Consider the following 19,093-nt stretch of genomic DNA (forward strand, 5'->3'; position numbering starts at 1 on the left):
TCTCCCAACTTGAACTTCTGCGTTTTTTACTATAGCTTTGGAGGAGGTCTTACTGCCCGTTAAAGCGAGATAAAATGTAGATGGGAATGATGATAATGGAAACGCAAACGAAAAATTTTCAAGAAATCGATGAAAAATATTTGTGGCATGCAATGCGTGGTGCAGGGCCAAGCCCGTCCAATTTAATTATTACCAAGGCAGAAGGGGCCTGGGTCACGGATATTAACGGAAACCGCTATTTGGACGGAATGTCTGGACTTTGGTGCGTAAATGTCGGCTACGGTCGGAAGGAACTGGCGAAGGCGGCTTACGAACAACTGGAGGAAATGCCGTACTTCCCATTATCCCAAAGCCACCTGCCTGCTATTAAACTGGCCGAAAAACTGAACGAATGGCTGAGTGATGATTACGTTATTTTCTTTTCTAACAGTGGATCGGAAGCAAATGAAACTGCCTTTAAAATTGCTCGCCAATATCACCATCAAAAAGGGAATCCCGGGCGTTATAAATTTATCTCGCGTTATCGTGCCTATCACGGCAATTCTATGGGAGCGCTGGCAGCAACTGGACAGGCGCAAAGAAAGTATAAATATGAGCCGCTCGGTCAAGGATTTCTTCATGTCGCTCCTCCCGACACGTATCGCCACCCTGAGGACGTGGAGACGTTAGCAAGCGCGGAAGAAATCGACCGCGTCATGACATGGGAATTAAGTGAGACGATTGCCGGAGTCATTATGGAACCGATTATCACCGGCGGAGGTATATTAATGCCGCCTGACGGCTATATGGCCAGGGTGAAAGAAATTTGTGAAAAACATGGTGCCCTGTTAATCAGTGATGAAGTGATTTGTGGCTTTGGCCGCACCGGAAAACCTTTCGGCTTCATGAATTACGGGGTAAAGCCTGATATTGTTACCATGGCCAAAGGCATTACCAGTGCCTATCTGCCATTATCCGCTACAGCCGTTAAAAGAGAAATTTATGAGACCTATATCGGCAGTGATGACTATGATCGTTTCCGCCATGTCAACACATTTGGCGGCAATCCGGCGGCCTGTGCTCTGGCATTGAAAAATCTCGAGATCATGGAAAAGGAAAATTTAGTAGAGCGGTCAAAAGAATTGGGAGAACGGTTGTTACAAGAATTAGCAGAGTTAAAGGAACATCCGAATGTGGGCGATGTTCGCGGCAAAGGCTTGCTTATAGGGATTGAATTAGTCGAAGACAAACAAACGAAACAGCCAGCTGCTGTCGAAAAACTGAATAAAGTCATGAACAGCTGCAGGGCAAAGGGCTTAATTGTCGGTAAGAATGGTGATACAGTTGCCGGTTTCAATAATATTTTGCAGCTTTCACCACCATTAAGTATCACCGAAGAAGATCTTGCATTTATCGTAAGGACGCTTAAAGAAAGTATTGGGGAGCTTTAATATATCAAGGCTTTGGCGGCCGCTATATTAGGGCTGTCAAAGCTCTTGGAAACTTGATTCAATGCGTTCGCAAGTAACCCTTACCCTGTTAATTGCCGTCTTAGTTGTCGGGTCATTTTTCCTAAAAAGAAACAAGCAAGGGGAAGTATCAAAAAGTGAGACCCACGATTCCGAGGCAGTATAGAAAAATATTCTTTAATCAAGCACTCATCTCAAGATGGGTGCTTTTTTAGCGAAGTTTTCTTGTTGGATAGTTTTTCTAATTTGATGTACTATAAAGATGTAGGTTATGTAGAGAAAGGAGTAATGATAATGGCAACCAGTTTGACAGATACTACGACATTACATAACGGCGTGAAAATGCCTTGGTTTGGACTTGGTGTTTTTAAAGTGAAAGAGGGTTCAGAGGTCATTGAATCCGTAAGAGCGGCGCTAAAGCATGGTTATCGCGCAATCGACACAGCTGCCGTCTATCAAAATGAAGAAGGCGTCGGCAAAGCGATTAAAGAATCAGGCGTGCCAAGGGAAGAAATATTTATTACCTCGAAGGTTTGGAATTCTGATCAAGGTTATGAATCTACCCTTCAGGCGTATGAAACAAGTCTAAAGAAGCTGGGGTTAGACTATTTGGATCTATACTTAATCCATTGGCCTGGTAAAAATAAATTTAAAGAGACCTGGAAGGCACTGGAAAAGCTATATAAAGACGGAAGAGTGCGTGCTATTGGTGTCAGCAATTTCAAAATTCACCATCTGGAGGAATTATTGAAGGATTGCGAAATTAAACCAATGGTTAACCAAGTAGAATTTCATCCACACTTAACGCAAAAGGATTTGCTGGCCTATTGTCAAAAAGAGGGGATCCAGCTAGAGGCATGGTCACCGCTGAAGCAGGGGCAGCTGGTTAACGATCCAGTTTTAACTGAAATTGGTAAAAAGTATGGAAAATCAGCGGTACAAGTCATCCTGCGCTGGGACTTACAAAACAAAGTTGTGACGATTCCAAAATCAATCAAAGAGCAACGAATTATCGACAACGCCAATATTTTTGATTTTGAATTAACGGCCGAAGACATGGAAACCATCGATGGATTAAACAAAGATGAACGAGTTGGTTCTGACCCGGATGTTATGATGGTTGGATTTACTGACTAATATATGTAAAAAGCTGGCGAACAGTCGGAACTGTTCGCCGGTTTTCTGAAAAATGGTATCATTGTAAACAGAGATCGGTTTCATTAGGATCCTGAAATTGAATAATAAAGGTGTGATTTTATGACAGATCAGTTACCTCTGGCGATTCAACATCGCAAGCTTCCTCTTTCAAAAATTATTCTTCGTGTCATTGGCATTACGATTGGTGCCATTCTCATGGCGACTGGGCTAGAAATCTTCTTAGTACCTAACAAGGTCATTGATGGTGGAATTACAGGCATTTCGATTATGCTTTCCTATCTTTCAGGCTGGAAACTGGGGATCTTTCTATTTATCTTAAACCTGCCATTTGTTTATTTAGGCTATAAACAGATGGGTAAAACCTTTGCCTTATCCACTGTCTATGGAATTATTGTGTTATCCATTTTTACAACCTTTTTCCATCCAATTCCCCCTTTTACAGAAGATATCCTGCTGGCAACGGTTTTCGGCGGGATGATTTTAGGGATCGGAGTAGGATTGGTAATCCGTAACGGCGGAGCGTTAGATGGAACGGAAATACTGGCAATTGTGATCAATAATAAGGTCCCTTTTTCCGTCGGGCAAATCATTATGATCATGAATATCTTTATTTTAGGAACCGCCGGTTTTGTCTTCAGCTGGGACAGAGCAATGTACTCATTGCTCGCCTATGTCATCGCTTCAAAAGCGATCGATGGGGTAGTCGCCGGATTGGAAGGGACGAAATCAGTTTGGATTATCAGCGACGTAGCGGAGGAAATTGGCGAGGCGGTAAATGCGCGTTTAGGACGGGGAGTAACCTACTTACAAGGAGAAGGGGCTTATACGGGAGATAATAAAAAGGTTATTTTTAGTGTCATTACGAGACTGGAGGAATCGAAATTGACAACCATTGTCGAGGAAATAGACCCTTCAGCCTTCCTCGCTATTGCCGACATCTCCGAGGTTCGCGGCGGACGTTTTAAGAAGAAGGGAATTCATTAGGAACGATAAAAAGATCTGACGTGTTGTTGTCAGATCTTTTTTAAGGATTATAGCAAGGCTTTAAATGAACTCCTGATGACGTCTCCCCGGCTGATAATGCCGACCAATACCCCATTGCGCTCGACCGGTACCTTTTTAATATGTTTTTTTCCTAAAATCGCAGCAATGTTTTCAACATCTTCGTTCCATGATACTTTAATAACTTTTTTCTTGGCAATTTCCATCACGTTTAAATTTAACAGCCGCTTTTCTCTGTCCTCGAATTCTTCCAGATCTCCTTTGATCACAAAAGAATAATAGAAATTATCCAGAACCCGGTCCTCATGTTTGCCAATGTAACTCATAATATCACCGTCACTAATAAAGCCAACAATTTCATTGCGTTCATTGACGACAGGAAGTCCGCTGATTCGATATTCGATAAACTTTTCAATTACCGTTCTTACCGTATCGCTTTGTTTTACTTTATGGACATCGGTCAACATAATTTCATGTGCTTTCATATCTCTCTCCTCGAATATTTGAAAAATAAATAGAAACTCATTCCTTTAGTTTTATTATACATCTAATTCCAATAATTAATCTTTACTAAAAATTAATATTTGCTAACGATTTTGTTATATATAAAGCAGTTTACTAATTAAAAAAGGTAATAAAGGTGCAAACGTTTACAGCTAAAGGATAGAAGAAGTATAATAGGATTTGGTGGCTAATCCACCGATGTGATATTTTAATATAATATACGATTAAGCTTGGGGGCAAACAGAATGTTAGAAGAGACTAAAAGAATCGAACAGGATTTTTTAGGGAAAAAAGAGATTCCGGCCAATGCTTATTATGGAATTCAAACACTCCGGGCAGTTGAAAATTTCCCGATTACCGGTTACCGCATCCACGAAGAACTAATTAAAGCACTGGCAGCGGTAAAGAAAGCGGCGGCTATTGCCAATATGAATACAAAGCGTTTATACAGCGGTCTGGCCGAAGCGATTGTGCAAGCAGCCGATGAGATATTGCAAGGGAAGTGGCATGAACAGTTTATTGTCGACCCAATTCAGGGGGGTGCGGGGACTTCCATGAATATGAATGCCAACGAGGTCATTGCCAATCGGGCACTAGAAATTCTTGGTTATGAAAAAGGGGATTATTTTCATTTAAGTCCTAACAGTCACGTGAATATGTCACAATCAACCAATGATGTCTTTCCGACAGCGATCCATATTGCAGCACTAAAGCTACTGGAAAAATTGCTGGAAACGATGGCGGATATGCATCAGGTGTTCAAGGAAAAAGCAAAGCAATTTGAGGATGTCATCAAAATGGGGCGGACTCACCTTCAGGATGCCGTGCCGATTCGTCTTGGGCAGGAATTTGAAGCCTATTCAAGAGTGATTGAACGAGACATGAAGCGGATCAGGCAGTCGTATAAACATTTATATCCGGTCAATATGGGCGCTACAGCAGTAGGTACTGGATTAAATGCCGACCCGAAATACATTAAAGATGTGGTGAAACAGTTGGCTGACATTACCGGGCTGCCGTTAGTCAATGCCGATCATCTTGTCGATGCAACCCAAAATACCGATGCTTATACTGAAGTGTCCGCAGCCTTAAAAGTTTGTATGATGAATATGTCCAAGATTGCCAATGATCTACGTTTAATGGCATCAGGTCCACGAGCTGGTCTGGCAGAAATCAGTCTTCCTGCTCGTCAGCCGGGCTCTTCGATTATGCCGGGAAAAGTAAATCCGGTCATGCCGGAAGTGATCAATCAAATCGCCTTCCAAGTCATCGGTAACGACCATACTATTTGCCTAGCTTCCGAGGCGGGGCAGCTTGAATTAAACGTTATGGAACCGGTTTTGGTGTTTAATTTACTACAATCTATTAGTATTATGAACAACGGTTTCCGCACGTTTACCGATAATTGTCTTAAAGGTATTGAGGCAAATGAGGGACGTTTAAAAGATTATGTCGAAAAAAGTGTTGGGATCATTACCGCTGTAAATCCGCATCTAGGCTATGAGACAGCAGCAAGAATTGCCAGAGAGGCGATTACCACTGGCAAGTCTGTCCGCGAATTATGCCTGCAGCATGATGTCTTAACGGAAGAGGAATTGGACCTCATTTTAAATATTTACGAAATGACAAAACCGGGAATTGCCGGCGCCGAACTTTTGGATCGCGATTAACGGTTAAAAAAGCGTGCAGATTTTCTGCACGCTTTTTGATCAATTATTTATTTGCTTTTTTCTTTCGGCTGATCGCGCAGCGAGCGATATATTTGGGTATAAAGGCTATTTTCAACAATGTTTTCTAGGAAAAAAGGACCAATAAGCTCTAAATACTCTTCATCCTCAAACATTTTCTTATTCTGCAATTCCATTTCCGCTAAACCTTCATATGTTGATAGCAAAGCATATGTATGATCTTTTCCGGAAACAGGTGTCAGAATGTCGACTTTATGATTGTAATTCTCCATTCTGAACTTTTTAATCTCTCTTAAATTTTCAATTCCTTCTTTAAACTGATCCTGTTTAATCACAAATGTCTGATAGACGATGATAGACAAGCAGAGCACCCCCAAAAATTTATCCTCTTCGTCAGAATTCCTTGATCTAAAAAAGATTTAAATCATTGCTGGCCAATCCCATTATAGATACCAAAGGGTTGGAGCTATAATGGGATTGACTTTAAAAAGGTTCATTATTCATGGCTTCCCAGTCGGAATAACTGCCGCTGCCTTGACAGCTTGGACAATCAAACGAATTAAAGTAGGCAAATTCATTATAGGGATAAACCGTATATCCTCGGCCTTGACAATCAGGACATTTACCCTGGTCTTTCATGTTGGAGAGATGGTTTTGATATCTTGTTTCTCGCCACTGATAAAACGAGCTGAGCAGTCCCATATTTTTCACCTCAATGGATCCTTTTATAATAGTATGGGGGAAAAATGGAATATTTATGCTTGACAAGGTCTTATTATGGTACGAGTTTAAAGGGCATTGCTATTATATAATAATATTTTTATGCGGAAATAGCGGTTTTGGTGAGTGATTTTACTATTGGAAACGGTAATTTGTGTATCAAAAGATGGGAAATAATGATGAAGATGTTGAATCCTTTTGAGGATAATTTTCCCGGAATGAAGGAAACTAAAATTGAGGTGATTACAATGGGAGATTGGAATGAACAGTCTGCGCCCAATAATAATTTATTGCCGAAAACACTCCGGACTGGTAAATTCGTCGGGAAGCAAACCAATCATGAATTTTCCGAAGAACTAGCCGACGGCGGTGAGCGCGACCAATACATTGAACGACAAAAAAACGACCTAAAAATGAAATAAAAGAACATCTGCAGATCTAATTGCTCGAAAGGCGGAAGGATCGAATGGTTGGGTAAAGAAGAACCGCTCTAATTGCCCGAAAGGCGGAAGGATCAGATGGCTGGATAAAGAAGAACCGCTATATTTACCCGAAAGGCAAAAAATTTTCAGAATTGAAGTAAGACTGCTTTAAAAAAGGCAAAGTCACACCGACTTTGCCTTTTTTAATAATTAATCTCCATTAAACATATCAAAAATTCCTTTGGCAATGCTGCCCTCATCTTTAGAACCACCGCGCGAAGGTGCTGCAGCAAATACTCTGCTGGCGAGCCTGCTGAATGGAAGAGATTGAATCCAGACAGAGCCTGGTCCTCTTAAGGTGGCAAAAAATAAACCTTCGCCGCCAAACAGGGCCGTTTTGATGCCTTTGACAAATTCGATATCGTATTGAACATCTCTCGTCATCGCCACCAGACAGCCGGTATCAACCTGCAGTGCTTGTCCGGGAAGAAGGTCTTTTTTGATGATTGTTCCACCTGCATGAACGAATGCCATCCCGTCACCTTCGAGTTTCTGCATGATGAAACCTTCGCCTCCGAAGAAGCCAACACCGATTTTTCGTTGAAATTCAATTCCGACAGATACACCCTTTGCCGCTGCTAAAAACGCATCTTTTTGGCAGACAATTTTTCCGCCAAATTCACTTAAATTCATCGGAATAATTTTCCCCGGATACGGTGAGGCAAAGGAAACATGTCTTTTGCCTGAACCGGTATTGGTGAAAGTGGTCATGAACAAGCTTTCTCCAGTAAGGACCCTTTTACCAGCACTGAAGAGTTTTCCCATTAAGCCGCTGCCGCCAGTACCGGATCCATCACCAAAAATCGTCTCCATGTGAATATCATTTTCCATCATCATAAAGCTGCCTGCCTCAGCCACAACCGTTTCTTGCGGATCAAGTTCAACTTCAACGAACTGCATATCATCGCCGTAAATCTTATAATCGATTTCGTGATTGTACACACTTACTCCTCCACTCACTTAAAATGAACTTCCAATTTCTATTTTAAAATAAGTAGGAAAAAAGAGCCATAAAAACAACAAAAGACGCCTGATTCTTCAGACGTCTTTTGTATATTGTCCAGCTCCAGCGACAAGGCGCTAAAACTTTTCTCAGATTGAGGCGAAAAACCACACTCCACATTGTGTGTTCCCTAAAGGAATGTTTTTCGACTTACACAATTCAGCTCATCGCCCGATCATTATATCACTTCCTAAAAATATTGTAAAGTGAACATTTTTTGCCAAAATAGCTTGATTATCCTCAACTATTATTATATATTCAAATAATCAGATATACAAAAATAATAAGATAAGAAGGGTGAATATGTTTATTAACCAAAGGTTCCATCAATATTCTTTAAAGAGCCTGCCAAAGGATCTGGTTTCCGGATTGATTGTAGGGGTTATCGCGATCCCGCTTGGCATGGCTTTTGCTATTGCTTCAGGAGTGAAGCCAGAGTATGGAATCTACACGACCATTGTTGCCGGAATTCTCATCTCCTTATTTGGCGGATCGAAGTATCAAATTGGCGGCCCAACAGGTGCATTCATTCCGATTTTATTTGGAATTGTCATGACGTACGGATATGAAAATCTGCTCATCGCCGGATTTATGGCCGGAATCATCCTTCTTTTATTAGGGATTTTTAAACTAGGATCGCTGATTAAATACATCCCAAGACCAGTAACAATTGGATTTACGACCGGGATTGCAGTGACCATTTTCACCGGACAAATTGCCAGTTTTCTGGGCTTAGAGGGCATGAAAAGACATGAGGAGTTTGTAAAAAACATTCAAGAAATTTTTGTCCATTTGCATACAACCAATGTCTATAGTATTTTAACGGCTGGCATTTGTCTGGTTACCATAATCCTGACTCCAAAGATTGCCCCTAAAGTTCCTGGTCCTTTGATTGGATTGATGGTTTCTACCTTATTCGCGACCATGCTTTTTCCGGATCAGGTCGCCACCATTGGAACAGCCTATGGCCAAATTCCAAGTTCGCTGCCGAAGTTTCATATACCTGATATCAACTTGGACGTCATGATGAATCTGATCAAACCAGCTTTTATTATTGCGATGCTTGGCGGGATTGAGTCGCTGCTTTCGGCTGTGGTTGCCGACGGAATGACGAATAGCCGCCATAACAGCAACAAGGAGTTGATCGGTCAGGGGATTGCCAACATGGTCACGCCATTATTCGGCGGGATTCCAGCGACCGGGGCCATTGCCCGGACAGCCACGAATATTAAGAATGGTGCAGTGTCACCTTTATCAGGAATCATTCATGGAATTGTCGTTCTGCTTGTGCTCATCTTTTTTGCCCAATATGCGTCTTATATTCCGCTTGCAAGTATGGCCCCGATTCTCATGGTGGTGGCGTGGAATATGAGTGAAAGAAAAGTATTTGGCCATATTTTAAAAACAAAATCTACTGATGCCCTAGTGTTGGTGGTGACTTTTTTATTAACGGTGTTTGTCAATTTAACGTTGGCCGTAGAGGTTGGCCTGGTCATGTCGGCAATTCTGTTTGTAAAACGGATGAGCGATATCATGATTACCGCCAAAGCACTGCCAAATTATGAGACAAAACGTAAAAAGGTGGAAACAGGCATGGTTTCCGATACACATGACTGCCCACAAATCAGTATTTTTAATATCGAAGGTCCACTATTCTTTGGGGCGGCTTTAACGTTTGAGGAAACGATTATGAAGACGATTAATTATCGTCCGAAAATCCTGCTGCTGCGGATGGGCCGGGTTCCTTTTATGGACACTACTGGAGAAGCAAATTTATCGAGGATTGTCCATCATTTTTCGAAAAATGGTATAGTAATATTATCGGGTCTTAATCCGCAGCCGGAAATGGTTTTAAAGAAGACGGGCTTATACGATATGATTGGAAAAGAGCATTTCTTCGAGCACACGGGAGATGCGATTCAATTTGCTTTGGAACAGATTAACAAAAATAAGTGCCTCGGCTGCAAGCACTTTGCCTTTCATGAGTGTAAAGAACTTTCCAAGTCTGAGAGCGTAGAAAGCGGCAGGAAAAAGTTAACTGCTACTTTCTAGCGATGTAAAGGAGTTGATCAATTGAATTTAGAAGTGCAGCGGTTTAAAGCCGAATTTTTTAAAGCTCTTGCTCATCCGTTAAGAATTCGCATTTTGGAAATTCTTGCTGAAGGAGACAAAAGCGTAAACGAAATTCAGACACTTGCGGGCAGTGAGGGATCAGCCGTTTCACAGCAGCTGCAAGTGTTAAGAGCCAAAAATATCGTTTCTGGTACGAAAGATGGGAATAAAGTCATTTATACCCTGAAAGATCCGATGCTCATCGAGCTTTTGGCAGTGGCAAAACAAATTTTTAATAATCACCTCGTTGATACGATTACGATATTGGATAAGTTTAAGGAAGACGATGAGGTTTCGCTGACACTGAAGAATTAATTTCTTCGCTGTTTTTCCATAACGTCATCGAGAAAAAACAGGAAGAGTGAAAAAGTTTTCAGCAAATATTGACAAAGAAGGCTATGTCTTCGTTCGGGAAGATCATAAAACTGACCGATTTTTGGTTAAAAACCGCCCATATGTCTGTCATTTTAGGGGTGGGGACGAGATTTCTAAATTATCTGGGCAGAATGGTGTCAATTTGTGTCATGCGCCCTAAACTTGACATTACTTCTTAGAAATGTTAAATTTTAATCAGCCGTTACACGTTATTAGATTTATGTTACAAGCTTGTTCAAGGTTTAAACCAAGAATGGATAAGGTAATGAAGTAAAGCTAGGTACGTTGTAATTTGGTGAATTTTAAACATGGCTGAATGGCCAATAGGAGGATTTTTTTAATGAAAAACGGTAAGGTAAAATGGTTTAACTCAGAAAAAGGTTTCGGATTCATCGAAGGAGAAGACGGTAACGACGTATTCGTTCATTACTCAGCAATCCAATCAGAAGGTTTCAAAACCTTAGAAGAAGGTCAAGAAGTTTCTTTCGAAGTAGTTGAAGGAGCTCGTGGACCTCAAGCTGCTAACGTAACTAAGAAGTAATTTCTCATACTGACTATAACAGTCCGGTACAATTGCCGGGCTGTTTTTTGTTGTTTTGAGTATTCATATCATCAATTACCAGAGCTGGTGAATCGGTAATTTGCTATAATAGAGATATTGAAAAATCTAGTTTATCAAAAAACAGGGTGATCTGATGAAATTTATCCATACCGCCGATTGGCATTTAGGAAAACTGGTGCACGGTGTCTATATGACGGCGGACCAGCGGGAAGTGTTGAATCAATTTGTCGACGTCGTTCGAGAGGAAGAGCCGGATGCGGTCGTCATTGCCGGCGATCTGTATGACCGTTCCGTTCCGCCCACCGATGCAGTAGAATTGTTAGATGAAATTTTATTTAAAATTAATGTTGAAGCGAAGACACCAATTGTGGCAATTGCCGGAAACCACGATAGTGCCGAACGGCTTTCTTTTGGCAGCTCATGGTATAAGCATAGTCAATTCTATTTATCCGGCAAACTGGCAAACTGTTTTGAACCGGTTCGCATAAATGGAGTGAACTTTTATCTCCTTCCTTACGCTGAACCAGGTGTCGTCCGGGAACTTTTAGGGGACGATTCAATCCATTCCCATCATGATGCTATGAAGGCGCTGATTGGAAGAATCGAAGAAACGATTAACCCTAATGAACCAAATGTCCTCGTAGGACATGCCTTTGTGTTGGGCGGGCAAACATCGGATTCCGAACGGGTCCTATCGGTCGGCGGTTCCGGTTGCGTCGGTGCGGAATTGTTTGCTCCTTTTTCTTATACGGCCCTTGGCCACCTTCACAGCCCCGATGCCATCCGTCATGAAACAGTGAAATATTCCGGCTCACTATTAAAATATTCTTTTTCCGAAGCAACCCAAAATAAATCCATTTCGATTATTGAAATAGATCAGAGTGGAAATTTCACCCATCGTTATCGCTCTCTAACCCCGAAGCATGATATGCGGGAGCTTGTCGGATTTATCGATCAACTGCTTGATCCGCAATTTTACGAAAAGGAACGGACAGATGATTATTTAAAAATAACTCTGCTTGATGAAGGCGCGTTAATTGACCCGATCAATAAACTAAGGCAGGTATACCCCAACGTCCTGCATCTTGAACGAAAAATTGATGTCTTGAATTTGAAAAAGAAACAATCCTTTAATGCCATCCGCGCTGAGAAGAAATCGGAGATAGAGCTATTTGAACAATTTTACACAGAAATGACGACATCCGCATTTACGAGCGAGAAAAAAGCGGTGATGGCGGAAATGATCGAAAAAGTATTAAAAGGGGAGGCTGCTGTCAAATGAGACCAATAAGATTGACGATGCAGGCATTTGGCCCCTATGCGGAACGGGAATGTATTGATTTCACAGAACTTGGTAATCGAACAATGTTTGTTATTTCTGGAAAAACCGGTTCCGGCAAGACGACTATTTTTGACGCCATCAGCTATGCCATTTATGGGAAAGCAAGCGGCGAGGATCGCAATGGTCCTGAACTCCGGAGCCATTTTGCCAGCGATGATTTGCTGACAGAGGTTTCGTTAGATTTTTCCTTACGAAATCAGGTTTACTCCATTACCCGGTCGCCACAGCAGTTAAAAAAGAAAGAAAAAGGCGATGGGTGTACTACCATTGGGGCCAAGGCGGAGTTATATATTTGGGGTTCGGATGGTGAGAGAAAACTATTAGCTTCGAAAATTACTGATGTTGAAGAGAAGATAAAAGAGATCATGTTAATAGATGCCAATCAATTCCGGCAGATTTTAATGATACCCCAAGGAGAATTCCGCAAACTGCTAACATCCGACAGCAAGGATAAGGAGGTCATTCTGCAACGGCTGTTTCACACTCAAGTATATAAACTGGTCGAGGAAAAACTGAAGGAAGAAGCGAGCGAACTGAAGAAATCGGTTGATGCCCAAGTTCAATCACGAAATGAAGCGATACGAAGGATCCAAGCTGTTACGAATGATGAATTGCGGGAGTATGTGGGGGCTGGCAGTGAGAATGATACGCTGATTTTGCCGCTTTTGCAGGAGGAAATCAGCGGGTTGGCTGAACTGCTTGAACAATTAGACGGACAGTTAAAAGCCCAAGTCCTGCGGCAGGATCAGGTGAAAGCCAAGCTTTCTGAAGCCGAAACGATCTTGGAGCAACTGCAAACCCTCGAAAAATTAAAGAATCAAAAAGCACTGCTGACTTCACAAGCTGATCTTTTTGCTGAAAAAGAAAACCAGATCCGGAGGGGGCAAAGGGCAGCCGTTTTAGCTAAACAGGAAGAACTATGCCACCGTTTAAAACGCGAAGCCGACCTAGTAGCTGAAAATGTTCAGCAAATCAAAGCGGCGATCGAAAAATTGCAGGGTCTTGCTCAACAACATGAAGAACAGCTGCAACAGGAGCTTGCACGTGAGGGTGAACGACAGTCGCTCCTCGATGAAATCAATCGCTTAAGCAATTTGAAGGATGACATCTATTCATTCGCTTCATTGATGAAACAAACGTCGGCTGTCGCAGCGGAATTAGAAGCTGTCAAAAAGGACCAGTCATTGGCGGAAAAGAATTTGGCGCAAGTAGAAGAAAGACTCAGCCGCCTGCAGCAGCAGAAGACGGAGATTGAAAAAGGGCAGCTTGTCTATCTTGAAAATGAGCGAAAGCTGGAAAGGCTGCAGGCTGAACTGGACATCCTAGATAAATTCCAACTTCTGCAACAACGTTATTTAAAAGCACAACAAAATCTTGAAGCCAGTTCTAAACAATTTGTGAATACACTTGCCAGATTAACGGACGCAAAGGCGTTGGTTGCCGACTTGGAGCAAAAATGGCTGAATGGACAAGCAGCCCTATTAGCCTCAAGACTTCAAGAGGGGGAGGCTTGTCCGGTTTGCGGATCGGTCCACCATCCCTCACCGGCGGGGCATCTTGGTGACAACATTCCTAATGAGGAGGACTTAAAAGCGGCCAAGGCCCAGGCTGCCAAATGGGAGGAAGAAAAATCGGCCGATGAAGCAAGGCTGTATCAATGCCAGTCAGACGAGAAAACCCAAAGGGAAGGGCTGGATGAAATACTGGCAGAGATTCGGGCAAAAAGGATTGATTTTACGGAAACAGATGTGCTTTCGGTCAAAACAGAAGTCACTCTGGCTAAAAATAATCTTGCCCTTAAGCAAAAGAAATTGGCAGAACAGCTGCAACAGCTTGAGCCAATTACGCTGGAGCTCAAAAAAAAGGAAACGGACAAGCAGAAGTTACAGAAGCTCATTCAGCAATTAGCGGAAAACGTAACGCTGTTGACCGTGCAATTTACTGAAAAGAAAACCAATCTTTCGCGAATGATGTCACTTATCCCGGAAAATCTTCGCTCGGTCACAGAGTATGAAAAAACGCTTGCCGGATTAAAGGAACGCCAGCAGTTACTGATGAAGCAGCTGGAGGAGGCCGAAAAGCGGGTACAAGCGGTAAAACAAAAGCAGGCCGCTGAGGCAGCAAGATTGCTGGAAGCCGAAAAGTTATTTCAGACGAAACAACAGGAGCTTAGGGTTGAACGGGAAACCTTTAAAAATCAACTTTCCGAACAGGGATTTGAAAATTATACGGTTTATCATGACTCGAAGCTTTCAGCTGCCAGCATCGAAACACTGGAAGCAGAAATTCGCAGCTACCGCGAAGAATTACGATCCGTCTCCGATCGCTTTGCTGAATTAACGATCAAGTTAAAAGATGTAAAGGTGCCTGATGTAGCCGGGTTAAAAGCCGAATTGGAAAAATTAGCAGCAGAAATTGCTGAATTAAATAGTAAACGAACTGATATTTTTGTGAAAAAGCGCGACAATGAAGAAATCTATCAGCGGATTGAACAGTTAAATGAGTCGATGAAGCTGCTCGAGGAGCGTTATAAACTGATTGGACATTTGTATGAGATTACAAAGGGGCAGAATATCTTCCGAATCACCTTTGAGCGTTACGTCTTGGCTGCCTTTTTGGATGATATTTTACGCGAAGCCAATGTGCGGCTGCGAAAAATGACATCCGGACGGTTCCAGCTGCTCAGGAAAACAGACCGGGCTAAAGGAAACGCCCAAAGCGGTTTGGATTTGCTGGTATTTGACCAATACACCGGCCAGGAACGCCATGTCAAGACATTATCCGGCGGTGAGAGCTTTAAAGCGTCGCTTTCATTGGCACTTGGACTAGCAGATGTCGTCCAAAATTATGCTGGCGGCGTATCATTGGAGACCATGTTCATCGATGAAGGATTTGGCACTTTGGATCCTGAGTCGCTTGATCAGGCGATTGAGGCCTTGTTGGATATTCAAAACGGTGGCCGTTTGGTTGGTATCATCTCGCACGTTCCGGAATTGAAGGAGCGGATTGATGCCAGACTCGAGGTTATTGCCGGACAAACCGGCAGCAGGACGGAATTTGTGTTTACCAATTAGATAAATGGCGGGAAACTGCATAAATTAGCGAAAATCCCTTGGAAAATTTAAAGAAAACTCGCCGATTGGCGAGCCTTTAAGGCGGTTCATGAGGCGTAGTTACACTTATGCCTGATAGGAAAGTTTTTATACTTTCCTATCGGCCAAAGAAAAAACCGAAATTTTGCGGTTGAGTGCAAAATTTCGGTTTTTTTATCCGATAAATGCCTGGATTACCAGCCAGATATTTAGCCCTAGGATAATGATCGCAAACAGGCTTGAAACGATGGTTGTGATCCGTTTATTCGTTAATACTCCCATCAGTTCCCTTTTTTGGGTAAAGTAAATCAAGGCGATGACAGGGAATGGCAGGACGATGCTAAGGATTACCTGACTGATGACCAGGGTTTGCGTCGGGTCGGCACCGATAGCAACGATAATAATACTCGGCAGCATGGTCACGAGTCGGCGAACCCAAACGGGAATCGCAAAGCCGACAAATCCCTGCATGATCACTTGCCCCGCCATGGTACCGACAACAGAACTGGAAATACCGGAGGCAAGTAAAGAAATCAAGAACACACTGGCTGCGGCCGAACCGAGCAGCGGTGTAAGCGTGTGATAAGCAGTTGTCAGGTCGGCGATATCACTTTTTCCTGATGTATGAAATACGGAAGCCGCCATATACATCATCGCCAAGTTTACAAATCCGGCAAGAAACATGGCAATCAGAATTTCCAGCGAACTGAATTTTTGAATCTTTATTTTTTCCATATCATTGCGAGGAACAATCCGGTTTTGCGTAAGACTTGAATGCAAGTAAATCGCATGAGGCATGACGGTTGCCCCAATGACGCCGACGGCAAGCATGATGCTTTCTTTATTACCAAGCCATGGTACAACGCTGTGATAGGCAATTTGCGCAAAATTCGGTTTTGACAGTACGGTTTCTACTAAATAACATAGGCCAATAATCATCGCAAATGCAGCGATAAATTTTTCTATGGGCCGGAAGCCGTATTTTTCCATAAGCAAAATGAAGTAAGTAACTATTCCAGTGATAATCACCGCATAAAACATCGGGATCCCGGCCAATAAATTTAAAGCCAATGTCGCTCCTAAAAATTCGGCCAGGTCAGTGGCCATGGCTGCAAGTTCTGAGACGATCCACATAATCATCGTCAGCCATTTCGGCAAATACTGGCGGCAAACCTCAGGCAGGTTTTGTCCCGTAGCGATTCCTAATTTTGCCGACATATTTTGTAACAACATGGCCATTAGGTTGGCTAACACAATTACCCAGAGCATTTTATAACCAAAACGAGCACCACTTTGGATGTTTGTGGCAAAATTCCCTGGATCTACGTAAGCAATCGAGGCAATAAATGCCGGCCCGATAAATGGCAGCAAGGCACGGATGCCTGTTACTTTTCCCTCAATGGCATCTCTTGCAGCTAAAACGGTTCGTCGCTCCGAAGCTTGAGCCTTTTTAACAGCCAGTGAATTTGTATGACCCATAAGAAATCATCCTTTCTTTTTTCCTATGCGGATGTTTGTTTCGTCCATCAACAAAAGTTTCCCTAAGGCAAATTTATATTATTATTATAGTTTATTTTTAACAAATTGTGAACATATTTAGCTTGGTGCAGAACCTAATTTTCGTCATCAATTCGTTCGCTTGAACAATTAGCTTATTCGAGCTACAGTAAAGGAGAAGACTGTAAAGAAGGTGGCGGGCTTGGAAAAACGATATTTTACGATCGGAATGGCAGGACATATTGACCATGGCAAAACTTCGCTGACAAAAGCTTTAACAAATATTGATACAGACCGGTTAAAAGAGGAAAAGGAACGGCAAATTTCGATTGAACTCGGATTTGCCCCATTATATGAGGATCAGGAAATTCAAATTTCGGTAATCGATGTCCCGGGTCATGAGCGTTTTATCCGGCAAATGATTGCTGGTGTTGCCGGCATTGATTTAGTCGTTTTAGTCGTTGCAGCTGATGAGGGAGTGATGCCGCAGACAAGAGAGCATTTAGAGATTTTAAAATTTTTAGGAATCAAAAATGGAATTGTGGCGATTACCAAAATTGACCGTGTTGATGAAGACTTTATCGAACTTGTAAGAGACGATATTTTAACGGAACTTACTGGCACGGTCTTTGAGGATGCCCCATTTGTTCTCGTTGACAGCCTATCAAAGAAAGGCATCACCGAGCTAAAAGAATTAATTATTGATACCTTGAAACAGCAGGATATGCGTGATGCCAAAGGGGCATTCCGGCTGCCAATCGACCAGGTGTTTACCGTGAAAGGCCAAGGGACGGTTGTCCGGGGAACGGTCTATGAGGGAACGGTTGAGGAAGGGCAACTGTTAAAAATTATGCCAAAGGGGCTTGAAGTCCGGGCGCGGCAGATTCAAGTGCATCATAAACCGGCCGCAAAAGCCTATGCGGGCCAACGGGCGGCGATTAACCTTTCGGGGGTTTCCAAAGAGGAGCTTGAACGCGGCGATGTGCTTGTTTCCACGGAACATTTTATTGTCACAAAGGTCGTCGATGTGGCCATCCATGTCGTGGATAAGCTGGAGCATTTGATTAAACAAAGGATGCCGATCAAGCTGCATATTGGAACAACAGAAGTCATGGGCCGAATTGTCTTTTTTGACCGCAATGAAGTGAAACAGGAAAATGGTGAAATCTTGTGCCAGCTACGGCTTGATGAAGAGATCCTGGCGAAACGCGGAGACCGATTTATTTTACGCAGACCAAGTCCGCAGGAAACGATTGGCGGCGGCTGGGTGATTGATCCACGGGGAAATAAATATCGCTTTGGCAGTCAAACCATTGAAGATTTGAAAAAGAAACAGGCAGGGTCACCTAAGGAGCGGATTACCGCAGCATTAATGGAAGCAAAAAGCCTGACGCTGTCAGAGCTGCTAAAGCAGACGTCGCTGGATGAAGCGGTATTGAAGGAGCAGCTGAGGGATGAAGAGTTTGTTTTGTACAATGGAAAAGAATATACCCTAACATTATTTATTCGAGAAATTGAAGAGGATTTGATCGATCGTCTGCAAGAGTATCATTTGCAGCACCCGATGAAGGCCGGAGAGAATAAAGCAGAGCTTTTACAAGCCATGCAAAAGAGATACCCAAAGGGATTACTGGACTTTGTCATTGAAAATAGGATTGCTAACCATGTTTTTAACCGAAAAGAGCAATTTGTTTCGTTAGCTGATTTTGTACCTCATGTGCCGAAAAACTGGGCAAAGCGGACCGAGAATCTACTTGCGGAATTGCAAAGGGATCAGTTGAAGACGCGTTCTCTGAAGGATTATTTTTCCTCCGCCGGTATTCCTGACTCTGTGGCTATGGACTTAAAGCGATTTCTTGAGGAACAAGGGCTTATTGTCATGCTGGATGAGCAGGTAGCCTATTATGGAACCGTCTTTCATGAAGCAGTGGAAAAATTAAGAAGTGGTACCGGTTCTGAGTTTGAAGTTGGCGAGGCAAAGGAAGTGCTTGGCCTGTCCCGCAAATATATGATTCCTTTTCTGGAAAAATTGGATGCCTTGGGCTTAACGAAAAGAGTCGAAAATCAACGGGTGTGGAAGTAATCAAAGCCCCGATTCCTAAAAACAT

At 42.6% G+C, this 19,093-nt stretch carries 16 protein-coding genes; 11 read left to right on the forward strand and 5 right to left on the reverse strand.

Annotation, left to right across the window (positions count from 1 at the left end; translation table 11 throughout):
- Positions 1-95: 95 nt before the first annotated feature.
- The 3 genes from JK635_RS11450 to JK635_RS11460 all read left to right on the forward strand — a co-directional run bounded on the left by JK635_RS11450 (position 96) and on the right by JK635_RS11460 (position 3,590).
- A complete protein-coding gene (locus JK635_RS11450) occupies positions 96-1,430 on the forward strand; it encodes an aspartate aminotransferase family protein (RefSeq protein WP_438803830.1) in 1,335 nt (444 codons plus the stop codon).
- 312 nt (positions 1,431-1,742) lie between these two features.
- The gene (gene pgoN / locus JK635_RS11455) at positions 1,743-2,585 is read left to right on the forward strand and encodes a glyoxal/methylglyoxal reductase (protein ID WP_202654065.1); all 843 of its coding nucleotides are present in this window, start codon (positions 1,743-1,745) and stop codon (positions 2,583-2,585) included.
- A gap of 120 nt (positions 2,586-2,705) precedes the next feature.
- Positions 2,706-3,590 (forward strand): YitT family protein, encoded by an 885-nt coding sequence (locus JK635_RS11460; protein WP_202654066.1) that lies wholly within the window; start codon positions 2,706-2,708, stop codon positions 3,588-3,590.
- A 47-nt stretch (positions 3,591-3,637) separates the two neighbouring features.
- Here JK635_RS11460 and JK635_RS11465 read toward each other — a convergent pair whose 3' ends face one another.
- Positions 3,638-4,093, reverse strand: coding sequence for a CBS domain-containing protein (locus JK635_RS11465; protein WP_202654067.1), 456 nt, complete (start codon positions 4,091-4,093; stop codon positions 3,638-3,640).
- Positions 4,094-4,357: 264 nt separating this feature from the next.
- Between JK635_RS11465 and aspA the strand changes: the two genes are divergently transcribed.
- Positions 4,358-5,782, forward strand: coding sequence for an aspartate ammonia-lyase (gene aspA / locus JK635_RS11470; protein ID WP_202654068.1), 1,425 nt, complete (start codon positions 4,358-4,360; stop codon positions 5,780-5,782).
- Between the two features lie 47 nt (positions 5,783-5,829).
- Here the strand turns inward: aspA and JK635_RS11475 are convergent, their stop codons facing one another.
- Together JK635_RS11475 and JK635_RS11480 are read right to left on the reverse strand one after the other, a co-directional pair.
- Positions 5,830-6,171 carry a hypothetical protein gene (locus JK635_RS11475; RefSeq protein ID WP_438803832.1) on the reverse strand — a complete coding sequence of 114 codons (342 nt, stop codon included), beginning with the start codon at positions 6,169-6,171 and terminating at the stop codon, positions 5,830-5,832.
- 112 nt (positions 6,172-6,283) lie between these two features.
- Positions 6,284-6,502 carry a DnaJ-like cysteine-rich domain-containing protein gene (locus tag JK635_RS11480; RefSeq protein ID WP_202654070.1) on the reverse strand — a complete coding sequence of 73 codons (219 nt, stop codon included), beginning with the start codon at positions 6,500-6,502 and terminating at the stop codon, positions 6,284-6,286.
- Positions 6,503-6,696: 194 nt separating this feature from the next.
- Here JK635_RS11480 and JK635_RS11485 point away from each other — a divergent pair, with 194 nt between their 5' ends.
- The gene (locus JK635_RS11485; RefSeq protein WP_202654362.1) at positions 6,697-6,942 is read left to right on the forward strand and encodes a hypothetical protein; all 246 of its coding nucleotides are present in this window, start codon (positions 6,697-6,699) and stop codon (positions 6,940-6,942) included.
- A 210-nt stretch (positions 6,943-7,152) separates the two neighbouring features.
- On the opposite strand, the gene JK635_RS11490 is transcribed toward JK635_RS11485, so the two are convergent.
- On the reverse strand, positions 7,153-7,944 hold the full coding sequence (locus tag JK635_RS11490) for a TIGR00266 family protein (RefSeq protein WP_202654071.1): 792 nt from the start codon (positions 7,942-7,944) through the stop codon (positions 7,153-7,155).
- A 364-nt stretch (positions 7,945-8,308) separates the two neighbouring features.
- Between JK635_RS11490 and JK635_RS11495 the strand changes: the two genes are divergently transcribed.
- From JK635_RS11495 to JK635_RS11515, 5 genes are all read left to right on the forward strand, one after another.
- Entirely contained in the window at positions 8,309-10,057 is a 1,749-nt protein-coding gene (locus JK635_RS11495; RefSeq protein WP_202654072.1) for a SulP family inorganic anion transporter, read from the forward strand.
- Positions 10,058-10,078: 21 nt separating this feature from the next.
- Positions 10,079-10,432 carry an ArsR/SmtB family transcription factor gene (locus JK635_RS11500; RefSeq protein ID WP_202654073.1) on the forward strand — a complete coding sequence of 118 codons (354 nt, stop codon included), beginning with the start codon at positions 10,079-10,081 and terminating at the stop codon, positions 10,430-10,432.
- Positions 10,433-10,832: 400 nt separating this feature from the next.
- Positions 10,833-11,033, forward strand: a complete 201-nt coding sequence (locus JK635_RS11505; protein ID WP_202654074.1) for a cold-shock protein — start codon at positions 10,833-10,835, stop codon at positions 11,031-11,033.
- 154 nt (positions 11,034-11,187) lie between these two features.
- A complete protein-coding gene (locus tag JK635_RS11510; RefSeq protein ID WP_202654075.1) occupies positions 11,188-12,336 on the forward strand; it encodes an exonuclease SbcCD subunit D in 1,149 nt (382 codons plus the stop codon).
- Entirely contained in the window at positions 12,333-15,470 is a 3,138-nt protein-coding gene (locus JK635_RS11515; RefSeq protein WP_202654076.1) for an AAA family ATPase, read from the forward strand. The genes JK635_RS11510 and JK635_RS11515 overlap by 4 nt, the downstream gene beginning before the upstream one ends.
- A 192-nt stretch (positions 15,471-15,662) precedes the next feature.
- On the opposite strand, the gene JK635_RS11520 is transcribed toward JK635_RS11515, so the two are convergent.
- Entirely contained in the window at positions 15,663-16,967 is a 1,305-nt protein-coding gene (locus JK635_RS11520; RefSeq protein WP_202654077.1) for an Nramp family divalent metal transporter, read from the reverse strand.
- Between the two features lie 220 nt (positions 16,968-17,187).
- Between JK635_RS11520 and selB the strand changes: the two genes are divergently transcribed.
- Positions 17,188-19,068 (forward strand): selenocysteine-specific translation elongation factor, encoded by a 1,881-nt coding sequence (gene selB, locus JK635_RS11525; RefSeq protein WP_202654078.1) that lies wholly within the window; start codon positions 17,188-17,190, stop codon positions 19,066-19,068.
- Positions 19,069-19,093 lie beyond the last annotated feature (25 nt).

Source organism: Neobacillus paridis, assembly GCF_016765675.1.
Lineage (GTDB): Bacteria > Bacillota > Bacilli > Bacillales > Cytobacillaceae > Neobacillus > Neobacillus paridis.